A 21,326-nucleotide genomic window follows, 5' to 3' on the forward strand; every position below is an offset into this window, starting at 1 on the left:
TCTTCTTTATCCTTTTCAAGTTTCCCTTCCTCCGAAGCGGGATGCAAAAGTAGGAAAATTATACCGTCCTCCAAACATTACACCACTATTATTTGCATCAAAACACTAATACGCTGATTTTCAATCCGAAAAGTTTCAACACACTTAACAATGGGATAACATTAGCTTAATTTCAGCCCAGCAGACCAGGAAAATCAGCCCAAGCCCCTCCCCTTATATACTATATACCTGTGGTTCGGGTCAGCCTGCAGTCAGCCTTTGGATAGAACTATCGCTGGCATACTGATCCTGCATAATGGGTCCAGGTATTTTAACTAGTTAAAATACCTGGACTGGCCATAGACCAACAACGTGCCCATACTGGCTCAGTCTCGACCAGTACCCGAACACCACCCGACTACAACCCTAACAATCCCCCACATAAACCGTTCTGTACATACCTATATATATACGATAGTAAACCGGTTAATCATATCAGGTTTGGATTTAAGATTTTATTCTTAAATTTGCGACTGTTAAACGCCGTTTGCAGCGGTATCAATTTTTTATGGAAAAATTCAATACATTACTATACTATTGCTATAGCCCAATAGCAAATGCAGAACAATTTGCTGCCGATCACCTTAAATTTTGTAAATCACTAGACCTGGTTGGCCGTATCATTGTTGCTGATGAAGGTTTAAACGGAACTGTTTCTGGTACTAAAGCTGCCTGTGCAGCCTATATGGAAGCTATTCATGCCGATGAGCGTTTCGCAAAAACTGAATTCAAACTGGATGAAGTTGACGAACCCTCTTTCATTAAAATGCATTGCCGTTATAAATCAGAGATTGTACACTCAGGTTTAAGGGATACCAGTATCATCAATCCTAACGAAAAAACCGGAAAACATCTTGAGCCGACAGAATTTAAAGAAATGATCGATCAGGAAGATGTAATTATCCTGGATGTCCGCTCTAATTATGAGCACAGCCTGGGTAAGTTTAAAAATGCCATTACCCTTGACATAGAAAATTTCAGAGAATTCCCAGAAAAGATCAATGAACTGGCACAATACAAGGACAAAAAAGTACTTACCTATTGTACTGGCGGTATCAAATGCGAAAAAGCCTCTGCCCTTTTACTTCACCATGGTTTCAATGACGTTTACCAGTTACATGGTGGTATCATTAAATATGGTAAAGAAGCAGGCGGTGAAGATTTCGAAGGTAAATGTTATGTATTTGATAACCGCATAGCGGTAGATGTGAATACCATTAACCCAAGCACAGTTTCTAAATGTTATAACTGTGGAACAGTTACTGCGAAAATGATCAATTGCGCCAATCCGGAATGCAATGAGCACGTTACACAATGTGACGAATGTGGCACCAAACTTCATGGTTGCTGCTCTGAGGCATGCGTAACCAATCCCCGTCGCCGTCCATATGACGGAACAGGATACTATGTAAAAGTACCTCAACCAGTAAATATTTCAGCAAAATAGACCAGATACAAAATGGGCTGAAGACAATAAATCTTCAGCCCATTTTAAACAGGCTCTAAATTTCATAAAAAAGAATAATTTTGAGGGATCATATGAGAACTCTTATCCTATCACTTGCCCTGATGTTTACCTGTCTTTTTACAAAGGCACAAAAAGAATCAGTCCGGCTCACTACCGATAAACTCAACCAGGAAAATTTAGCATCTTCTTTTAATGAGTCCCGCGTCAGGTTATTGAATAGCTATCCCTTATATACCGCTGCCAATGGCATCACCGGCGTTTTTGTATTATATGAAAAGATAGATACCCTCAGTTTTCAGGATCCTTATTTTCAAAATAATAATAAAGGCGACCTCATAGCTGAGGGCCTTGCTTTTTATCAAAAAGATAAGGATCAATATCGTCTGCTGTTTGCAAATCCTAATGCCTTTATGTGCGCTGACTGCAACAATATGCACGACCACGAGATTACAGTGAATAAGGATACAGTTGCATTGAGCATGTCGTGGGGCCCGTCAGGACTTGGTCAGCTTGAGCTCTTCAAATTTGTTTTCCGCAAGAATACAAGAAAATGGCAATGTATAAGTTACTATCAGAACGGGGCAAATGATGCAGGAGAAGAACACAGGACTTACAAAGTCTACGCTAGTTCAATAAATCTTTACCTGGATAAATTTGACGGGGAGGAAACGCCTTATGATAAAACATTAAAAGCCGAACATGAGATTAAGCTCTATTATACCCCAGGCAAATACAAGGACTTGCTCGACACCCTAAAAAAACTTCCGGTCATGGACCTTCCTTTATTAAACCTTGCCTTTGGAAAAGAGGATGCAACCGGGTTTTGTTATGATTATACTGCAGATAAAAATTCCCAAACCAGGGCTTATCAATATAGCCCGGATGAGCATATAGACTATAAGATTAGCAAAAGTAACGTAGTTTTTGTCAATGACATAGGTTACTTCCTGGAACAGGCAAACGCTTTAGACGCCGCCGAAGTTTTCCTCAAAAAGGTGACCGAAAAGTTTCCCGACCGGATGGTAACTTATCTCAACCTGGGAGATGTTTACCGGAAAAAGAATAATTCAGCACTGGCTATACAGAACTATCAGACCTATCTAACCATGATGCACAAACGGGGACTCGAAAAGAAGACCCCGCAATATGTCACCGATTTTCTCAAAACACACCGCTAAATAGATGCTGTAACCCCTTTGCAAACATATCAAAATAACAGAATGTTATATATAATGTATAATTTGCATCTTTTATCAATATCTGAGTATCCATTGTTATAAATGAAGACCCGTTACATCATTAGTTTTCTGCTTTTATTGTGTTTTAGTTTATCAGGTTTCCTGGTAAAGGCTACACAGATCAAAAGTATAGGAGTTCCTTATGTTCAGAATTTTCCAAAATCGGTTTATCTTTCAGGAAACCAGAACTGGGCAATTGCAAAGGACAGCAAGGGAATTATGTATTTTGGCAATACACAAGGCCTGCTGACTTATGATGGCAGATACTGGCAGCAGTACCGGATGCCCAATCGCCAGATAGTCCGTGCAGTTGCAACAGACTCCAGGGGCTTGGTTTACACTGGCAGTTTTGGTGAGTTCGGCTATTGGTCAGCCCATAACAAAAAACTAACTTATACTTCTCTGGTTAAGCTTATCCCTCAGACCAAACAGTTATCAGATGAGATATGGAAAATATATGTAGACGGGAAAAGGGTTATTTTTCAGTCATTCACAACGATTTATATTTACGAGCAGAATAAAATAACCGTAGTTAAAGGTCCCGGTCCCTTTCTCTTTTTACACAAAGTTGGAAACAGGTTCCTGGTTGAAGCCCTTGAAAAGGGAATATTTGAATTAAAAGGGAATAAGCTGACAGCCCTTCCGCATACTAATCCGGTAAGTCCGTCAAATATTATGACGATCCTGCCTTACAAAAATGGAAGTTTGTTAATTGGCACCAGCAAGGATGGTCTGTTTATCTATAACGGATCAAGTTATATACCTTTCAATACGCCGGCAAATGGCTTCTTAAAGACCTATCAGCTCAATAATGGCAGCAGGATAGATAATCAGTATTATGCTTTCGGTACCATTCTGAATGGCTTGATCCTGATTGACCAGGAAGGAAATATTGTACAGCAGATTAACAAATCGAGCGGATTACAGAATAATACTGTACTCAGTGTCTTCACAGATAATGAACAAAATCTCTGGGCGGGCCTTGATAATGGCATTGATCGTGTAGAACTGAATTCACCGCTTTATTTTTACCTCGATAAAGCCGGCCAGTTTGGAACAGTCTATTCGAGTCTGATTTATAATAATAACATCTATCTGGGAACAAATCAGGGGCTTTTTTATAGTCCATGGATATCAGGAGACAGTAAGAAATTCAACACTTTCGATTTTAAGCTGGTGCCTAATTCTCAGGGCCAGGTATGGGATCTCAGTGTACTGGATGGTCAGCTGATCATGGGCCACAATGTCGGAAGTTTTAAAGTAACTGGCAACCAGCTGGAAAAGATTTCCAGTTCAAGCGGAGGCTGGACAATTAAAAAGCTGAACAGCAATCCTGATTATCTGATCCAGGGAACCTATAATGGTCTGGTATTATACCATAAAGATGGCAGTGGACAATGGAAATATTTCACAAAAATACAGAATTTTAAAGAACCTTCCCGTTATGTAGAACAGGATTCCAGAGGAGATATCTGGGTAAGTCACGCCTACAAAGGCTTATATAAGCTGACTTTAAGCCCTGACTTTAAAAGAGTAATCAAAACCCGCTATTATGATGAGAAAAACGGACTTCATGGAAATTACAATATCAATCTCTTTACTCTCGAAAATAAACTCGTCTTCTCTTCGGATGCAGGTTTTATGCTTTACGATGAAATCAGTAACCGCTTTAGCCTATATAAAGAATTAAATAAAGAATTAGGAAGTTTCGCCAGTTCAAATAAAATCATTAGCGCAGGACTAAAAAAATATTGGTTCATTAATCATGGAAAAACTGCACTGGTTGATTTCTGGGAGCCTGGTAAACTAGTCATCGATTCTAACAGACTGAGCTTACTGGATGGCAGAATGGTGCAATATTATGAAAATATCAGCCAGATCAGTAATACCATGCATTTAATCAGTGTAGATGATGGCTTCGTAATTTACGATGCAACGGCTGGGATAAATCTGTCGAAGAAAAACACACTGCCAGCAGTCCTGATCAGAAGAGTCGAAGATGTTACTGATTCTTATAAAATAATCAGTGAAAATGGAAACAATGGCGATGAAATAGAAATCCCATTCAACAGAAATAATATCAGAATCTCCTTTTCACTTCCCTACTACAGACAGGCTAAAATCAAATTCCAGTATTACCTGGAAGGATATGCTAAGCAATGGTCCGAATGGAGCCCTTCTTCTCAAAAGGATTTCACCAACCTGGCTAAAGGGAATTACAGATTCCTGGTTCGGGCTAAAATCAATGATGAACTGATCAGTCAGACTACTGTTTTCGAGTTTACAGTTCTTCCGCCATTTTATGCGAGTAACTGGGCCTTTGCTTTGTACCTGTTGCTAATTATACTGTTACTTTTCCTGGCCAAGAAACAATATCAGACCAGGCTTCAGAAAGATCATGAAGAGATCATGACTAAAGTAGAGCTGGAAAAAGAGATTTTCCTGAAGAAAGAAGCAGAAGCTACGGAAAAACAAATCATCAGAATACAAACCGAAAAATTGCATGCTGAACTCCAGAGCAAAAACCGTGAGCTGGCCAGTTCGGCGATGAGCCTGGTCTATAAAAATGAACTGTTACAGAAGCTGAGCCAGGAGATCGCCAAACTTAAAGATGAAAAAGGAAAAACACCTGCTGATGATCAATTCAGAAAAATACAGAAGGTCATTGATGAAGGAATGAACGATGAGCGGGACTGGACATTATTCGAGACCAGCTTTAATGAAGCCCATGGTAGTTTCTTTAAAAAACTAAAAGCAAGTCATCCTGACCTGGTACCCAATGATCTTAAATTGTGTGCCTATCTCCATATGAATATGAGCAGTAAAGAGATGGCTTCTCTGCTGAACATCTCTTTAAGAGGAGTTGAAATCAGGAGATACAGGCTCCGGAAGAAGCTGAATATACCACACGACAAAAACCTGGCGGAGTTCTTCATGGAGCTCTAATACCACATCAAGACCGTATTAGCACTACATCATTACTACACAAAGCTTCGGAACTGATCAAATACCTCAATTCTTATTATCCACACACTTCGTCGCTATTTCTGCTCCAGACAGGGATTAAGCAGTCTTTTTACATCTTTACAGCTTATTGTATTTTTTACACGAAGATATTGTGATGTATTAATGTAGAGGCACTTTCTTTGTTTATGCCCTAAATCCACCGCAGATTTAACAATCAATTAACACATAACCAATAATCAGTATGAAACAAATCTTTACAAAATTTTCTGTTCTGACTTTTTTATGTTTGCTTTTTATGAACGCAGTTTCTGCCCAGAACATTACCGTTAAAGGGACAGTTACCGATGGTCAGGATAAAACGAGTATCCCGGCTGTAAGCGTAATGGTAAAAGGTACTACCGTAGGAACACAAACAGATGCCAATGGTAAGTATGCTATCAGCGTTCCGGCAAACGGAACATTGGTATTTACCTATATCGGCTACAACACACAAGAGGTAGCAGTAAATAATCAGACTACAATCAATGCTGCTTTAGCCTCATCATCTCAGCAGCTTGATCAGGTAGTTGTGGTTGGTTACGGCACACAACGCAAAATCGATGTAACAGGATCGGTAGCCTCTGTAAAAGGAGAGGACATTTCTAAGCAGGCCTCGACAAATGCAGTGGGCGCTTTACAAGGTAAGGTTGCCGGTGTATCCATCGTAAACAGCGGTCAGCCGGGTAAGGCTCCGACAGTAACGATCAGGGGAACAGGAACTATCTATGGACAAACAGGCGTATTATATGTAGTAGACGGTGTCTGGTACGATGATATTAATTTCTTAAACCCTGCAGATATTGCGAATATCAGTATCCTGAAAGATGCATCCAGCCAGTCAATTTATGGTATCCGCGCTGCTAATGGTGTAGTGCTGGTAACTACAACACGTGGTAAAAAAGGAGATCCAACGATTAACTACAATGGTTCTATAGGTATACAGAGTGTAACCAATGCAGTGAAAATGGCCAACGCATCTGAATATGCAACAGCCGTAAATGAATCTTACAAGATTCTGAATCAACCACCTCTGTTTCCAAGTACCAATCTTGGTGAAGGTACAGACTGGTATAAGCAGATCTTGAGAAATGCGATGGTAACTAATCACCAGGTTTCTATCAATGGTGCTACAGAGAAATCAAGTTATAATTTCTCTCTTGGTTATTTAAATCAGGATGGTATTGTAAAGAAAAACAACTATAAAAGATACACAGCCAGATTAAGCAATGATTTTCAAATCTTTCCAGGATTAAAAATAGGTTATAATGTGACCGGCGTATCAAGTGTATCAAGAGATGCACCTACTAGTATTTTCCGTGATATGTATACTGCAGCACCAGTTATACCAGTGTTCAATGCAGATGGTTCTTACGGAGATCCAAGTAAACTCAATTTAGGAAATGGTCCTACTTCTAATCCACAGGCTACATTAGATTTCTTTAACCAACGTAATGCAAAATATAAGGTTACCGGAAATGTATTCGCAGAACTGAAGTTTGCCAAACACTTTACTTTCAAAACAAGTGCAGGTGGTGACTTCGCACAAGAAGAAAACCGGACTTATACACCAAAATACTACGCTACTGCTTCCCAGAATACAACAGTAAGTATCTTAGGAATTGACAGAATAGAAACCAGAAACTGGATTCTTGAAAACACCCTGACTTATGATAATAAATGGGGAGATCATAACCTGACTTTATTAGTAGGACAAACGGCACAACGTTATAAAAGTTATACGCTGAATGGTACTGCACAAAATGTACCTTACAGTACTGATGGTGATTTATATTTGTCTCTTGGAGATGCAGCTACAAGACTGATCAAAGATTCAGGGAGCTTAAATACAGCAGATTCATACTTCGGCCGTGCTAATTATTCATTTAAAAACAAATATCTCTTAAATGCTTCTATAAGAGCCGATGCTGCCTCGCAATTTTTTGGAGGAAGTGATCTTTGGGGATATTTTCCTTCAGTTGGTGGAGGCTGGGTAATCACCAATGAAGACTTCATGAAAGACCAGAAGATTTTTACTAATTTAAAACTTCGCGGAAGCTGGGGAAAAGTTGGTAATGCCGGCGTACCTATCAATCCAACCACTTTATCAATTGACCAGGGAGCAGGATTAATCGCTTTCTTTAACGGTCAGCCTTACACTGGTGCCAGTGTAACAACAATCGTCCCTCCTGCCCTATTCTGGGAACGCAGTGCGGGTACGGATATTGGTTTAGAAATGGGTTTCCTGAATAACCGATTAAGCATTGAAGCTGATTATTACAGCAGAAAAACTGAACAGGCAATTTTTGATATCCCCGTATTAGGTTCTTTAGGTACTTCAAACGGTAAAATAATTGGCAATCAGGCGGACTTCAGAAACCGTGGTTTCGAACTTGCTGCTACCTGGTCTGATAAAACTGCCGGTGGTTTAGCTTACTCTATCAGTGGAAATGTGGGTATGAATAACAATAAGGTTCTTAACGTAACTTCTGGAGATAACCCGATTTATGCTGGAGGTGGAGGTCTTGTGAATGCTGTTATTCCAACAAGAACTATAACAGGAAGTCCGATAGGTGAGTTTTATGGTTACAAAGTATCTGGTATATTCCAGACACCAGCACAAGTTGCCGCTTCTGCACAACCAAATGCAAGACCAGGTGATTTTATCTATGTTGACCAGAATGGAGATGGAAAAATTGATGGTAAGGATAGAGTTTCACTTGGAAACCCTAATCCTAAATACACTTATGGTGTGAACACTAATTTTGCTTATAAAAACTTTGATTTAACAGTTGATATCCAGGGTGTAGCAGGTGTAGATGTCTACAATGGAAATCTAGGTGCAAGATTCGGAAATGAGAATTACACTAAAAAACTTTATGACAACCGCTGGACCGGACCAGGTTCAACCAATACTTATCCTTCTGCAAATTTAGCAGGTGGTGATAATATCCAGGCTAATTCATTTTATGTAGAGAGCGGTGCTTATATCAGATTGAGAAATATCCAGTTAGGCTATACTTTCCCTCAGGCTTTAATGTCAAAATGGAAAGTACAGAAACTAAGAGTATTTGCAAATGCACAAAATGCTGTGAACTTATTTGGTTACAGAGGTTTCAGCCCAGAGGTTGGTGGTACACCAACAAATGCAGGTGTTGATATCAATGTTTATCCACTTTTCGCGACTTATAACCTTGGTATAAATCTTACCTTTTAATTGATTTGGATATGAAAATAGTTAATAATATAAATATACAAAAATGGTTTGCTGTGGCCTTGGTATCAACAGCATTGTTCACTTCATCCTGCAAAAAGAGCTTTCTGGATGTTCCGCCTCAGGGACAACAGCCGGCTGTCCAATTCTGGAAAACTCAGGATGATGCAACCAAAGGTGTAAATGCTATCTATGGCAATTTGCGTACCTGGGGAAATGTTGCTTTCCCGGCACTGGTTATTGAAAGTGTAGCTTCTGATGAAGCGGATAAAGGAAGTACACCAACTGATGCTACTTTCTGGAATCTGTATGATAACTTCACTGTAACTTCGACAGAAGGTTCATTACAAGGATTCTGGGATGCACAGTATCAGAATATAAATCTATGTAATCAGGTATTAGATAATGTACCTGCGATCTCAATGGATGCGTCTCTGAAAACCCGCTACCTGGCTGAAGCAAAATTTGTTCGTGCTTACTCTTATTTCAGATTGGTGAGAGCTTATGGTGATGTACCATTAAGACTAAAAGTTCCGGCCGGTACTTCAGAATATAATATTCCGCGTACGCCTAAAGCAACTGTATATGCACAGATTGAACAGGATTTAACTGATGCTGCTGCTGTTTTACCTCAGGCCTATGGTTCCACAGATATTGGCCGCGCAACAAAAGGTGCCGCCCTTGGCATGCATGCTAAAGTAGCTATGTATCAGAAAAAATGGGCCGATGTATTAGCTTATACTAACCAGGTAATGGGATTAGGCTACAGTCTGTTCCCTGATTTCTATCAAAGTTTCCGTACAACCCATAACAATAACTCAGAATCTGTTTTTGAAGTTCAGGCCGAGATTCTTCCTGGAAATCCTGTTGCTACAAATTCACAATACAGCCAGGTTCAGGGTGTACCTGGAATTCCTGCCGGTGGATGGGGCTTTAATGTTCCGTCTGATGTAATTGCAGCTGCATATGAGCCAGGCGATGCAAGAATAATCGGAACGATGTTGTTCAGAGGATCAACTACACCTGATGGTGATGTCATTCCTACAACGACACCAAATCCGAGATACAACATGAAATCTTATGTACCATTCAGCTTGTATAATTCAGCTTACAATTCGGGTGCACAACAACACATCAGAGTCTTAAGATTTGCTGATATCTTGTTAATGAATGCAGAAGCAGCCAACGAACTGGGTAACTCAACTCAGGCATTAAGTTCATTAAACAGAGTCCGCGCCCGCGCCAGAGGTACCAACACAGCTATCCTTGCTGATGTTACGGCAACAGATGCAACGACTATCCGTGCAGCGGTTTATAAAGAGAGACAATTGGAACTAGCTATGGAAAGCGATCGCTATTTCGACGTAATCCGCCAGGGAAGAGCAGCCGAAGTTTTTGGTCCGAAAGGATGGAAAGCTAACAAAAACGAAGTCTGGCCAATCCCTCAGACAGAAATTGACCGGAGTGGTAACCTGTTAACTCAAAACCCGGGTTACTAAACCAACAAAAATAAATTTCAGAGGTTATCAGATGCAGTTCTGATAACCTCTTTTAACATCATTCAAATACTGCAAACAATCACACACAACCACAAATGAAACCTAATTATTCAAGTATAATCAGCTTCTTCCTACTCACAGTCATCAGCTGTTCGGCCCTGGCACAGCAGAAAACAATTCCTTTCCAGGGCATTAAACCCGAGATGAAGATCCGGAAAAACCTGACGGATGATCAGTTACTGGATCTGGTACAGAAACAGACTTTCCGTTACTTCTGGGACTTTGGTCACCCGGTAAGCGGAATGGCCCGTGAACGCAGTAACATTGCCTTTGAATATGGCAATGAAGTTGTAACCACTGGTGGAACAGGTTTTGGAATCATGGCCACTATAGTAGCTTCTGAACGTAAGTTTATTACCCGCGAGCAGGCTGCCGCCAGAACTAAAAAAATTGTAGACTTTTTATGGAAAGCTGATCAGTTTCATGGTGCTTTCCCACACTGGCTGAATGGTGAAACCGGAAAAGTAATCCGCTTCAGTCCTAAAGATGATGGAGCAGACATTGTAGAAACTTCGTTTTTATTTCAGGGTTTACTCACAGCCCGTCAATACTACACTGCTGACAATGCAGTGGAAAATGATATCCGTAATAAAATATTATGGATGTGGGAAGGTATTGAGTGGAACTGGTTCACGCAACAACAAAATGTACTTTACTGGCACTGGAGCCCAAACAATGGCTGGAGCATGAACCACCAGATCAAAGGATGGAACGAATGTTTCATGACCTACATTCTGGCTGCTGCTTCCCCTAAATCACCGATAGACAGAAAAGTTTATGAAGAAGGCTGGGCAAACAGCAATACCTTTTTTAACGGAAAGAAATTTTTAGGCACTACCCTACCCCTGGGATTTGATTTCGGTGGCCCGTTATTCTTTTCACAATATTCTTTTATAGGCCTTGATCCCCGCGGATTAAAGGACCGTTATGCAGATTATTTTGAACAGAATAAAAATCACACCTTAATCAACCATGACTACTGCGTAGAAAATCCTAAACATTACAAAGGTTATGGCGAAAACAGCTGGGGACTTACTGCAAGTGACAGCTGGCAGGGTTATGCTGCCCACTCTCCTAACGAAGATCTCAGTGTAATCAGTCCAACAGCTGCCTTATCGGCTTTTCCTTATACGCCTGAGTATTCTATGAAGGCTTTGAAACATTTTTATTTTGATCTGGGTGATAAAATCTGGAGCGAATATGGTTTTGTGGATGGCTTTAGTGAAGAACATAACTGGTATGCGAAATCACACCTGGCTATTGATCAGGGACCTATCATCTGTATGATAGAAAACTACCGCAGCGGGTTATTATGGAAGTTATTTATGAGCAGCCCTGATGTTAAAAATGGATTGAACAGGCTGGGTATTACAAGCCCGGCATTAACCAAATAAGTTTATGATGAAAGGTAATATTCTCCTGCTGTGTTTCTTATTCTCGGGTTTTTCCCTGTTTGGTCAGCAAAAACAGCTGACTTACTGTAATCCTGTTAATCTCGATTATGGGTACGTCCCTATTCCCGGTTTTACAGAACAGGGCAAACACAGGGCAACAGCTGACCCGGTAATAGTTAATTACAAAGGAGATTATTTCTTGTTTTCTACGAACCAGAAAGGGTACTGGTGGAGCAGCGATCTCTATAACTGGAATTTTGTATCCCGGTCCTTTCTTCGTCCTGAGCATAAGGTATATGATGACCTGTGTGCGCCTTCGGTCTGGATACAGGGGGATACAATGCTGGTTTTCGGTTCTACCTATTCCAAAAATTTCCCCATCTGGATGAGTACAAATCCTAAAGAAAACAGCTGGAAAGAGGCTGTCCATGAATTTGAAATCGGGGGTTGGGACCCTGCCCATTTTGTAGATGATGATGGCAAATTATATATGTACAACGGCAGCAGTAACAGGTACCCATTATATGGCGTAGAATTAAATAGAAAAACTTTTCAGCCTATAGGTACCCGCAAAGAACTACTTCTGCTTGATGATCAGCGCTATGGCTGGCAACGTTTTGGAGAATACCTGGATAACACCTTTCTCGATCCTTTTATAGAAGGCGCATGGATGACCAAACATAATGGAAAATACTATTTGCAATATGGTGGACCGGCAACAGAATTTAGTGGTTATGCGGATGGTGTGGCCGTAGCTGATAATCCACTGGGCCCGTTTGAACATCAATCCTTACCCCTGTCTTATAAGCCGGGTGGTTTTGCCCGGGGAGCCGGACATGGTGCTACTTTCCAGGACAACTGGAAAAATTACTGGCATGTATCTACCATGGTCATCGCTGTAAAAAACAATTTTGAACGGAGACTGGGGATCTGGCCTGCCGGGTTTGACCGGGATGGTACCATGTATATGGATGCTGCCTTTGGTGATTACCCGCATTATCTGCCTGCAAAAGCCTCAGATCATTTGAAATCAGGTTTCACGGGCTGGATGCTGCTTAATTATAATAAACCTGTAACCGTATCTTCTACTTTAGGGTCTTACACTGCAAATAATGCTGTGGATGAAAGTATAAAAACCTATTGGAGTGCAGCCAGCGCTCAAAAAGGTGAATGGATACAGTCTGATCTTGGAGCGCTGTCTGAGGTAAAGGCCGTTCAGATCAATTATGCAGATCAGGATGTTACTTTTTTAGGTAAACAGACAGACATATACCATCAGTATAAACTTTGGTATTCGACAGATGGAAAAAGCTGGAAAATACTAGCTGATAAAAGTGCTAACAAAAAGGATGTACCACATGATTACATAGAACTTGATCAATCCGTTATTGCCCGGTTTATCAAATTAGAGAATATACATATGCCGACGGGCAAATTTGCGATCAGTGGATTAAGAGTATTCGGGCATGGAAAAGGCAGCAAACCAGCGGCCGTTGAAAATTTCACTGTACTCAGAACAGAAAAAGACAAAAGAAACTCCTGGATCAAATGGAATACTGTAGATAATGCCTATGCCTATAATATTTACCTGGGTACCGCCCCTGATAAACTGTACAACAGTATTATGGTTTATCAGGCAAACGAATACTGGTATAAGGGAATGGATAAAGAAAAACCATATTATTTCTGTATAGAGGCTATTAACGAAAATGGGAGTTCCGCAAGATCAAAAGTGATCAGGGCCAATTAACCTAATTTAAATACTATTAAATACACATATGAAACAATCAACTTCCTTATTTTTCCTGGCGGCTGTTATTCTGGCAAACTCTGCGTTTGCACAACAGAAAAAAGCCGCAAGCGCGACAGATCCAAAGATGGACTCCTTCATCAGTAACCTGATGTCAAAGATGACATTAGATGAAAAAATCGGACAGCTTAATCTACCTGCGGTAGGTTTTGACGTAACTGGTCCGATCTTAAGTCAGGGAGTGGATGAAAAAATTGAAAAAGGCCTGGCAGGGGGTGTTTTCAATACCTTCACCCCACAGGCAGTTCGTAAGTTACAAGAACTTGCTGTAACGAAATCACGTTTAAAAATCCCTTTACTATTTGGCTATGATGTAGTACATGGTCATAAAACTATCTTTCCTATTCCATTGGGTTTAAGTACCAGCTGGGATATGGAACTGATTGAAAAAAGTGCACGTATTGCAGGCAGAGAAGCAAGTGCGGATGGTTTAAACTGGACTTTCTCTCCAATGGTGGATATTTCAAGAGATCCGAGATGGGGCAGAATTTCTGAAGGTTCGGGTGAAGACCCTTACCTGGGTTCATTAATCGGCGCTGCCATGGTAAGAGGATATCAGACTAACAGTCTTTCTAATAAAGATGCGATTCTGGCCTGCGTAAAACACTTTGCTTTATATGGCGCAGCTGAAGGCGGAAGAGACTACAATACAACAGACATGAGCCTGATCAGAATGTATAATGAATACCTGCCTCCTTATAAAGCTGCTATTGATGCAGGAGCAGAAACAGTAATGGTGTCTTTTAATGATATCAACGGAACACCTGCGACAGCAAATAAATGGTTACTGACAGATCTGTTACGTAATCAGTGGGGCTTTAAGGGTTTTGTCGTAAGTGATTATACAGGTGTCAGTGAACTGGTTCCTCATGGTTTGGGTGACCTGCAGACTGTAAGTGCAAAAGCACTGGATGCAGGAACTGATATGGACATGGTTGCAGAAGGTTTCCTGACTACTTTAAAACAGTCATTGAAAGAGAAAAAGATTACCCAACAGGTGATTGACCAGGCGTGTCGCAGGATCCTGGAATCAAAATATAAACTGGGATTATTCGCTGATCCTTACAAATACGTTGACGAAGAACGTGCAAAAACAGAAATACTTTCCCCGCAAAACAGACTGGACGCGAGAAATATCGCTGCAGCCTCCATGGTATTGTTAAAAAACAACAATCAGTTATTACCCCTGAAGAAAAATGCAAAGATTGCCCTGATTGGCCCGTTGGCTAACAATAAACGTGATGTGATCGGGAACTGGAGTGCAGCGGGAGACTGGAAAAAAGCAATCAGTGTTATCGAAGGATTGAAAAATGTTGCCCCGGATATGGATATTACCTATGCAAAAGGTGCGAACCTGGTTGATAATCCTGCTATCCTGAAACAGATTAATGCAAATGGTGCAGATATCGTTGCTGATGCAAAATCTCCGCAGCAATTAATTGACGAAGCAGTAGCTACGGCAAAAAAAGCGGATATAGCAGTTGTTGTCTTAGGTGAAAGTGCACTGATGGGTGGAGAAGCAACAAGCCGGACTAACCTCGATCTGTTACCGAATCAGAAAGATTTATTAAAAGCATTAAAGCTTACTGGTAAACCAATCGTACTGGTATTGATGAACAGCCGTCCTTTAACTCTGGATTGGGAAGATGCCAATGTTCCTGCTATTCTGGAAACCTGGTTTAGTGGTACTGAAGCTGGAAATGCAATAGCTGATGTACTGGTAGGTAATTACAATCCTGCAGGTAAACTGACTGCAACCTTCCCAAGAAGTGTAGGTCAGATCCCGCTTTATTACAATCATAAAAGTACTGGCCGTCCTTATGATGGTGTTTCGAATGAGAAATTTAAATCCCGTTATATCGATAGTTCAAATGAGCCCCTGTATCCTTTCGGATTTGGTCTGAGCTATACAACTTTCAGTTTCTCACCAGTTAAAATCAATAAAAATACGATAAAAAGTGGCCAGACTCTTGAGGCTACTATAGAAGTAAAAAACACTGGAAATTTTGACGGTCAGGAAGTCGTACAATTATATCTTCAGGATATTTATGGTTCTGTTACCCACCCGGTAAAAGAACTGAAAGGCTTCCAGAAAATTTTCCTGAAAAAAGGTGAATCTAAGCAAGTTAAGTTCACTATTGACACTGAAATGCTCAAATTCTATAATACAGATTTAAAATTTGCCGCTGAAACAGGAGACTTTAATGTATTTATCGGTCCTAATTCACGTGATCTTTCAACAGCTCAGTTTAGCTTTACACTTTAAAACTAATTCTTTAAAAAGCCCTTCGACTTATAGTTGAAGGGCTTTTTTTGTTTATACAAGAAATTTTCCAGCAAGCATGGAAAGACCATTTTTGTCGAATCGAAAAATACCATATCCCACAAAGAAAATAAAAAACCTTTTAGCTATTGGATTTATACTTTCCTTTCTTTAGTTTAGGTTTAGTGTACGAATTACACATATATAGTGTATTTACTACACCAGTCCAATATTCACACTTAAAAACTTAGCTATAGAAAAAACAAATTAACACCACTATTCCCTTCACCTAAACCAAATATAACTTATGCAACGAAATTTACCACTTATCAAGAGGGTCATCCTCCTCTTGTGTATGAGTTTGTGCTGTGCTGTCGGCAGCGCAAGCGCACAAACCAAATTTATCGGAAAAGTCATTGCCAGTGATGACAAAATGCCCATTATCGGCGCCTCCATTAAAATCAAGAATTCTCCGGGAGGAACAACCACAGATGCCAACGGTGCATTCGCACTACAGGTAAAACCCACAGATGTATTAATTGTCTCTTTTGTAGGCTATGGAACAAAAGAAGTTCCGGTGGGCAGGCAATCTAATGTGACTATCGTTCTGCTGGCTGACAACAATAATTTAACTGAAGTTGTTGTTACCGGATATACTTCTCAGCGAAAGAAGGATTTAACCGGGGCCGTATCAGTAGTCAATATGGGTCTGCTCAAATCTCAGCCAGCCGCAAGTGCCGTAGAAGCATTGCAGGGTAAAGCTACGGGTGTGCAAATCATCAACGATGGTGCACCAGGTGCGACACCTCAGATCAGAATACGTGGGGTGAGTACGATCAATAATAACGAACCCTTGTATGTCATTGACGGCGTACCTTTTGAAGGTAAACTCTCCTGGTTAAATCAGAATGATATTGAGAGTCTGCAAGTGTTAAAAGATGCTTCATCGGCTTCAATTTACGGATCGAGAGCAAATAACGGGGTTGTCATCATTACGACTAAAAAAGGAGTGGCAGGTACACCTAAGATCACATTTGATACTTACTTCGGTATACAGGCACCAAGAAAAAGTTCATTTCCTAAAATGATGAACCCTCAGCAATATGCCGACTATCTGTTTGCTGGCTATAAGAATGCGGGACTTACGCCTTTGACAGGTACAAACTATGGAAATGGTGCAACACCTACCCTTCCGGACTATCTTGTTGCTGGTCCAAAAACAGGTCAGGATGTGACTCCTGCTGATGCAGATCCTTCAAAATATAACTACAGCCGTGATCCGGCTACTTTTTATCAGATTACCAAGGCAAATAAGCAAGGTACAAACTGGTTTGACGAAATCACGGATAGTGCACCTATCCAGAACTATCAGTTAAGTGCAACTGGTGGTGGAGAAAACGCAACTTATACTTTTTCTGGTGGTTATCTGGACCAGAAAGGAACTATAAGATATACTGGTTTCAAACGCTATAATTTTAGAACCAATACAAACATCTCAGCTTTTAATAAAAGAGTTCGTTTTGGTGAAAATGCACAGTATAGCTATTCTGAAGGTTATGGATTAGGGGTAAACCCTAACGTATCCGGTGATTATCAGGATCAGGGAAGTGCTATCGGATGGGCGTATCGTATCCCCACTATTATTCCTGTTTATGATATCATGGGAAACTTTGCGGGTAGCCGCGGCAGTAACCTGGGAAATGCGGAAAACCCGCTGGCTTTCTTGTATCGTGCAAAAGACAATAAAAATAAAAGTAACTTCTTCTTCGGTAATGTATTTGCAGAAGGAGATATCATTCCTGGTTTAGTATTGAGGACTAATTTCGGTCTGCGCTATGAGAACTTTAACGGTTTATCAATGCGTTATCCGAACCTGGAGTTTTCGGAAGGGAACAACTCGAATAACCTGAATGAATATCAGGGTTATAATACAGAGTGGACCTGGACAAATACTTTGAACTATAGCAAGGTAATTAACGAAAAGCACCGCCTGAATGTATTAGTAGGTACTGAAGCCATTCGCTCCAGAACCAGACAACTGAATGGTGGAAGAAACGATTTCTTCTTATTAGGCAATCAGGATTACTACTATCTGAATACTGGTTCTTCTAATATCAGTAATTCCAGTTATGGATCAATAGGGTCGCTTTTTTCCTTATTTGGAAAGATTGACTATTCATATCATGACCGCTATCTGGCTAGTATCACTATGCGCCGCGATGGTTCTTCAAACTTTGGCCCTGCCAACAAATACGGTTTCTATCCTGCTGCAAGTGCTGCCTGGAGAATTTCTGAAGAAGATTTCATGAAAAGTATCAAATGGGTAACCGATCTGAAACTAAGAGTTGGTTATGGCCGGACAGGTAATCAGAGAATACCTGGAAATCAATATCTAAACATCTTCCAGAGCTCAATATCCAGCGCTGCTTATGCAGTTGGCGGCGGAAACAATCTGACTACAGGCGTATGGCAGAACCAATATCAGAATCCTAATATCAAATGGGAATCATTAAGCTCTCTGAATATTGGTCTTGACTTTACCTTGTTAAGCGGAGCTTTTGACGGTTCATTAGATTGGTATAACAGAAAAACTACGGACATGCTTTATCCTGTTCCACTGCCTTCAACGGCAGTAGGGTTGGGTAGTTCTCCTTACCAGAACGTAGGTGATATGAGTAATAAGGGGGTTGAATTCTCCCTGGCTTACCATTATGGCCGTAAAGAAGACAGTCCATTTAAGTTTGATGTGGGTGTGAATTTCTCTAAGAATGTCAATAAAATCGTGAAGCTTGCGCCTGGAATTGATAAACAACCTTATGGTAATTACAGAAGTTTGCAAACCAGTATTATGGAGGAAGGACAGCCTTTTGGTGCTTTTTATGGATACAAAGTTGCTGGAATTTACCAGAATGCTGCTGATCTGGCCAAATATCCTTCTTATACCGGAGCAAGAGTTGGTGGTTTCCGTTATGCAGATGTTAATGGTGACGGCAAGATAGATCCGAGTGACCGTACGATTATTGGAAACCCGAACCCGGATTTTATGTATTCATTAAGCCTGAATGCATCTTATAAAAACTTTGATATTGCCGCCTTCTTCAATGGTGTTCAGGGTAATGATTTGTACGAAGCGACCCGTTATTTTACAGATTTCCCAACGTTTGATGGGGCAAGAAGTACCAGGTTATTGAATGCCTGGAGCCCGACTAATCCGACAAGTATGATCCCTTCATCTTATGTTGGTGTATCCGATCTTGAATATGCTTCTTCCAGTTATTATGTTCAGAAAGGAAGTTATTTCAGAATGAAGAATATACAAATTGGTTACTCGTTCCCTACGACTAAAATGTTTGGTCCAAAATCGGGTATTAATAAATTAAGAGTATATGTAAGCGCAACGAATCTTTTCACCATTACTAAATACACGGGTCTTGATCCGGAAGTGAGCCAGACAAGGGATGCATCGGCTGCTGTAGGAAATGCTGGTCCACCGGCAGATACCTTCTCAGCTCTTGGAGTTGATAAAGGTGTTTATCCTTCCCCACGTCAGTTTCTAATTGGTATTAATGTTGGATTTTAACTAAAAGATATAAAGATGAAACACTTAAAATATATTTTCTTATCCTTTTTAATTTGCAGCATTTATTCCTGCAAGAAGGATTTTTTAGCCGTTCAGCCGCAAGGTGGGTTAACCGTACCACAATTAACCAGTCAGGATGGTGTTGAGGGTCTGCTTGTAGGTGCTTATGGCCTGCTTAATGGTAATCTGAATGGTACCTGGGGCAATTATGGTGCTGCACCAAGTCAATGGTTATTTGGTGAAGTTTCTTCAGATAATGCACATAAGGGCAGTAACAATGGTGATCAGCCGAACATGAACCAGATTGAACGTCATGCGCCCACCAGTACAAATGATAACATAGCTAATATCTGGGACAGATGTTTTGAGGGTATACAACGCTGTAATAACACCCTTAAAGTTTTGGCTTCCTTACAAGCTGGCGGCGGTACAGTTAAATTTCCTGATGCGCGTGCTCTGGAAATTCAGGGTGAAGCCAGAATGCTCCGTGCGCATTATTATTTTTTCCTGGTCAGGATTTTCAAAAACGTCCCTTATGTTACTGAAGCGACGACAACTCCTACAGTTCCGAATGATAAGGATATTTATCCTAATATCGTAGATGATCTTCAGTTTGCGGTGACCAATCTGCCGGCTACAAAACCGAAGAACCAGGTAGGACGTATGGATAAATATATTGCACAGTCATATCTTGGAAAGGTATTTTTATATCAGAAAAAATATGCTGAAGCTTATGCCTTATTAAATGCAGTTATTCTGGCAAAACCAGATCTGGTGACTTTACCATATACTGATAACTTTGATATTACGAAAAAGAATGGTCCTGAAGCTGTTTTTTCTGTACAGCACTCTGTAGGAACTGATGGAACTGGTGGTGATAATGGAAACGTTGGTGATATGCTGAACTTCCCATATGGTAATGGTTTGCCAATCAACTGCTGTGGATTTTTTCAGCCTTCCATTGACCTGGCCAATGCTTACAAAGTGGATGCCAATGGTTTACCATTACTTGACGGCAGTTATCGCAATAATCCTTATAAATCTGATTTAGGTTTATCTGCATCTGATAAACTTACTTATCAGGTGGATCAAACGATAGCCTTAGATCCAAGGATTGATTATACGATGGGCAGAAGAGGAGTTCCTTATCGTGACTGGGGATTAATGGGTGGTGATACCTGGATCCGTGACCCTAGTAATGGCGGACCTTTTGTCCCTTATAAAAATGTTATTGAAGCAGCGCAGATCGGTAGTGGAAGTGCTCCTGGAAATACTAATATTACTGCATTGAATGTGAATATTATTCGTCTTGCTGATATTTATTTGATGGCTGCTGAATGTGCGGTGGAGACTGGCGATCTGGGCAGGGCGATGACATTAGTAAATAAAGTCAGACAAAGGGCTTCTCAGTTACCTCCGAAATTAATCAATGGGGTACCGGCAGCAGCCTATAAAGTTGGTCTTTATACTTCATTCCCAGGTGCAGATTACGCCAGAAATGCTGTTCGTTTTGAACGCAGACTGGAACTTGCCCTTGAAGGACATAGATTCTTTGACCTTGTACGCTGGGGTACTGCTAAACAGACACTGGAAAGTTATTTCGGTTTTGAAGGAGGCTTTTTCGGTTATCTGAGTGGCATTACAATAAATCCACGTGACAGTTATTTCCCTCTGCCACAGGATCAGATTGACAGGAGTCAGGGTGCATTAAAACAAAATACAGGTTATTAATGCAGTCTAACGCCAATTACAAGAAAT

10 protein-coding genes are annotated in these 21,326 nt (G+C 40.6%); all 10 read left to right on the top strand.

Features of this window, described 5'->3' with window-relative positions:
* Nucleotides 1-547 precede the first annotated feature (547 nt).
* The 10 genes from HDF25_RS16805 (at nt 548) to HDF25_RS16850 (ending at nt 21,299) form a co-directional block, all read left to right on the top strand.
* Nucleotides 548-1,486 carry a rhodanese-related sulfurtransferase gene (locus tag HDF25_RS16805; protein WP_184626841.1) on the top strand — a complete coding sequence of 313 codons (939 nt, stop codon included), beginning with the start codon at nt 548-550 and terminating at the stop codon, nt 1,484-1,486.
* A gap of 92 nt (nt 1,487-1,578) precedes the next feature.
* Entirely contained in the window at nt 1,579-2,685 is a 1,107-nt protein-coding gene (locus HDF25_RS16810; RefSeq protein WP_184626843.1) for a tetratricopeptide repeat protein, read from the top strand.
* Nucleotides 2,686-2,787: 102 nt separating this feature from the next.
* Nucleotides 2,788-5,691, top strand: coding sequence for a triple tyrosine motif-containing protein (locus HDF25_RS16815; RefSeq protein ID WP_184626845.1), 2,904 nt, complete (start codon nt 2,788-2,790; stop codon nt 5,689-5,691).
* 262 nt (nt 5,692-5,953) lie between these two features.
* Nucleotides 5,954-8,965: a SusC/RagA family TonB-linked outer membrane protein gene (locus HDF25_RS16820; RefSeq protein WP_184626847.1), complete on the top strand. Its 3,012-nt coding sequence runs from the start codon at nt 5,954-5,956 to the stop codon at nt 8,963-8,965.
* Nucleotides 8,966-8,976: 11 nt separating this feature from the next.
* Entirely contained in the window at nt 8,977-10,461 is a 1,485-nt protein-coding gene (locus tag HDF25_RS16825; RefSeq protein ID WP_184626849.1) for a RagB/SusD family nutrient uptake outer membrane protein, read from the top strand.
* Between the two features lie 95 nt (nt 10,462-10,556).
* The gene (locus tag HDF25_RS16830) at nt 10,557-11,915 is read left to right on the top strand and encodes a glucoamylase family protein (RefSeq protein WP_184626851.1); all 1,359 of its coding nucleotides are present in this window, start codon (nt 10,557-10,559) and stop codon (nt 11,913-11,915) included.
* Between the two features lie 4 nt (nt 11,916-11,919).
* Complete coding sequence (locus HDF25_RS16835; RefSeq protein ID WP_260409394.1) at nt 11,920-13,665, top strand: family 43 glycosylhydrolase; 1,746 nt, start codon at nt 11,920-11,922, stop codon at nt 13,663-13,665.
* Between the two features lie 28 nt (nt 13,666-13,693).
* On the top strand, nt 13,694-15,991 hold the full coding sequence (bglX, locus tag HDF25_RS16840; RefSeq protein ID WP_184626853.1) for a beta-glucosidase BglX: 2,298 nt from the start codon (nt 13,694-13,696) through the stop codon (nt 15,989-15,991).
* Between the two features lie 304 nt (nt 15,992-16,295).
* Entirely contained in the window at nt 16,296-19,568 is a 3,273-nt protein-coding gene (locus HDF25_RS16845) for a SusC/RagA family TonB-linked outer membrane protein (protein WP_184626855.1), read from the top strand.
* A gap of 15 nt (nt 19,569-19,583) precedes the next feature.
* A complete protein-coding gene (locus tag HDF25_RS16850) occupies nt 19,584-21,299 on the top strand; it encodes a RagB/SusD family nutrient uptake outer membrane protein (protein ID WP_184626857.1) in 1,716 nt (571 codons plus the stop codon).
* The last annotated feature ends 27 nt before the right edge of the window (nt 21,300-21,326 follow it).

The sequence above is a fragment of the Pedobacter cryoconitis genome, assembly GCF_014207135.1.
In the GTDB taxonomy this organism is placed as follows: Bacteria; Bacteroidota; Bacteroidia; order Sphingobacteriales; family Sphingobacteriaceae; genus Pedobacter; species Pedobacter cryoconitis_D.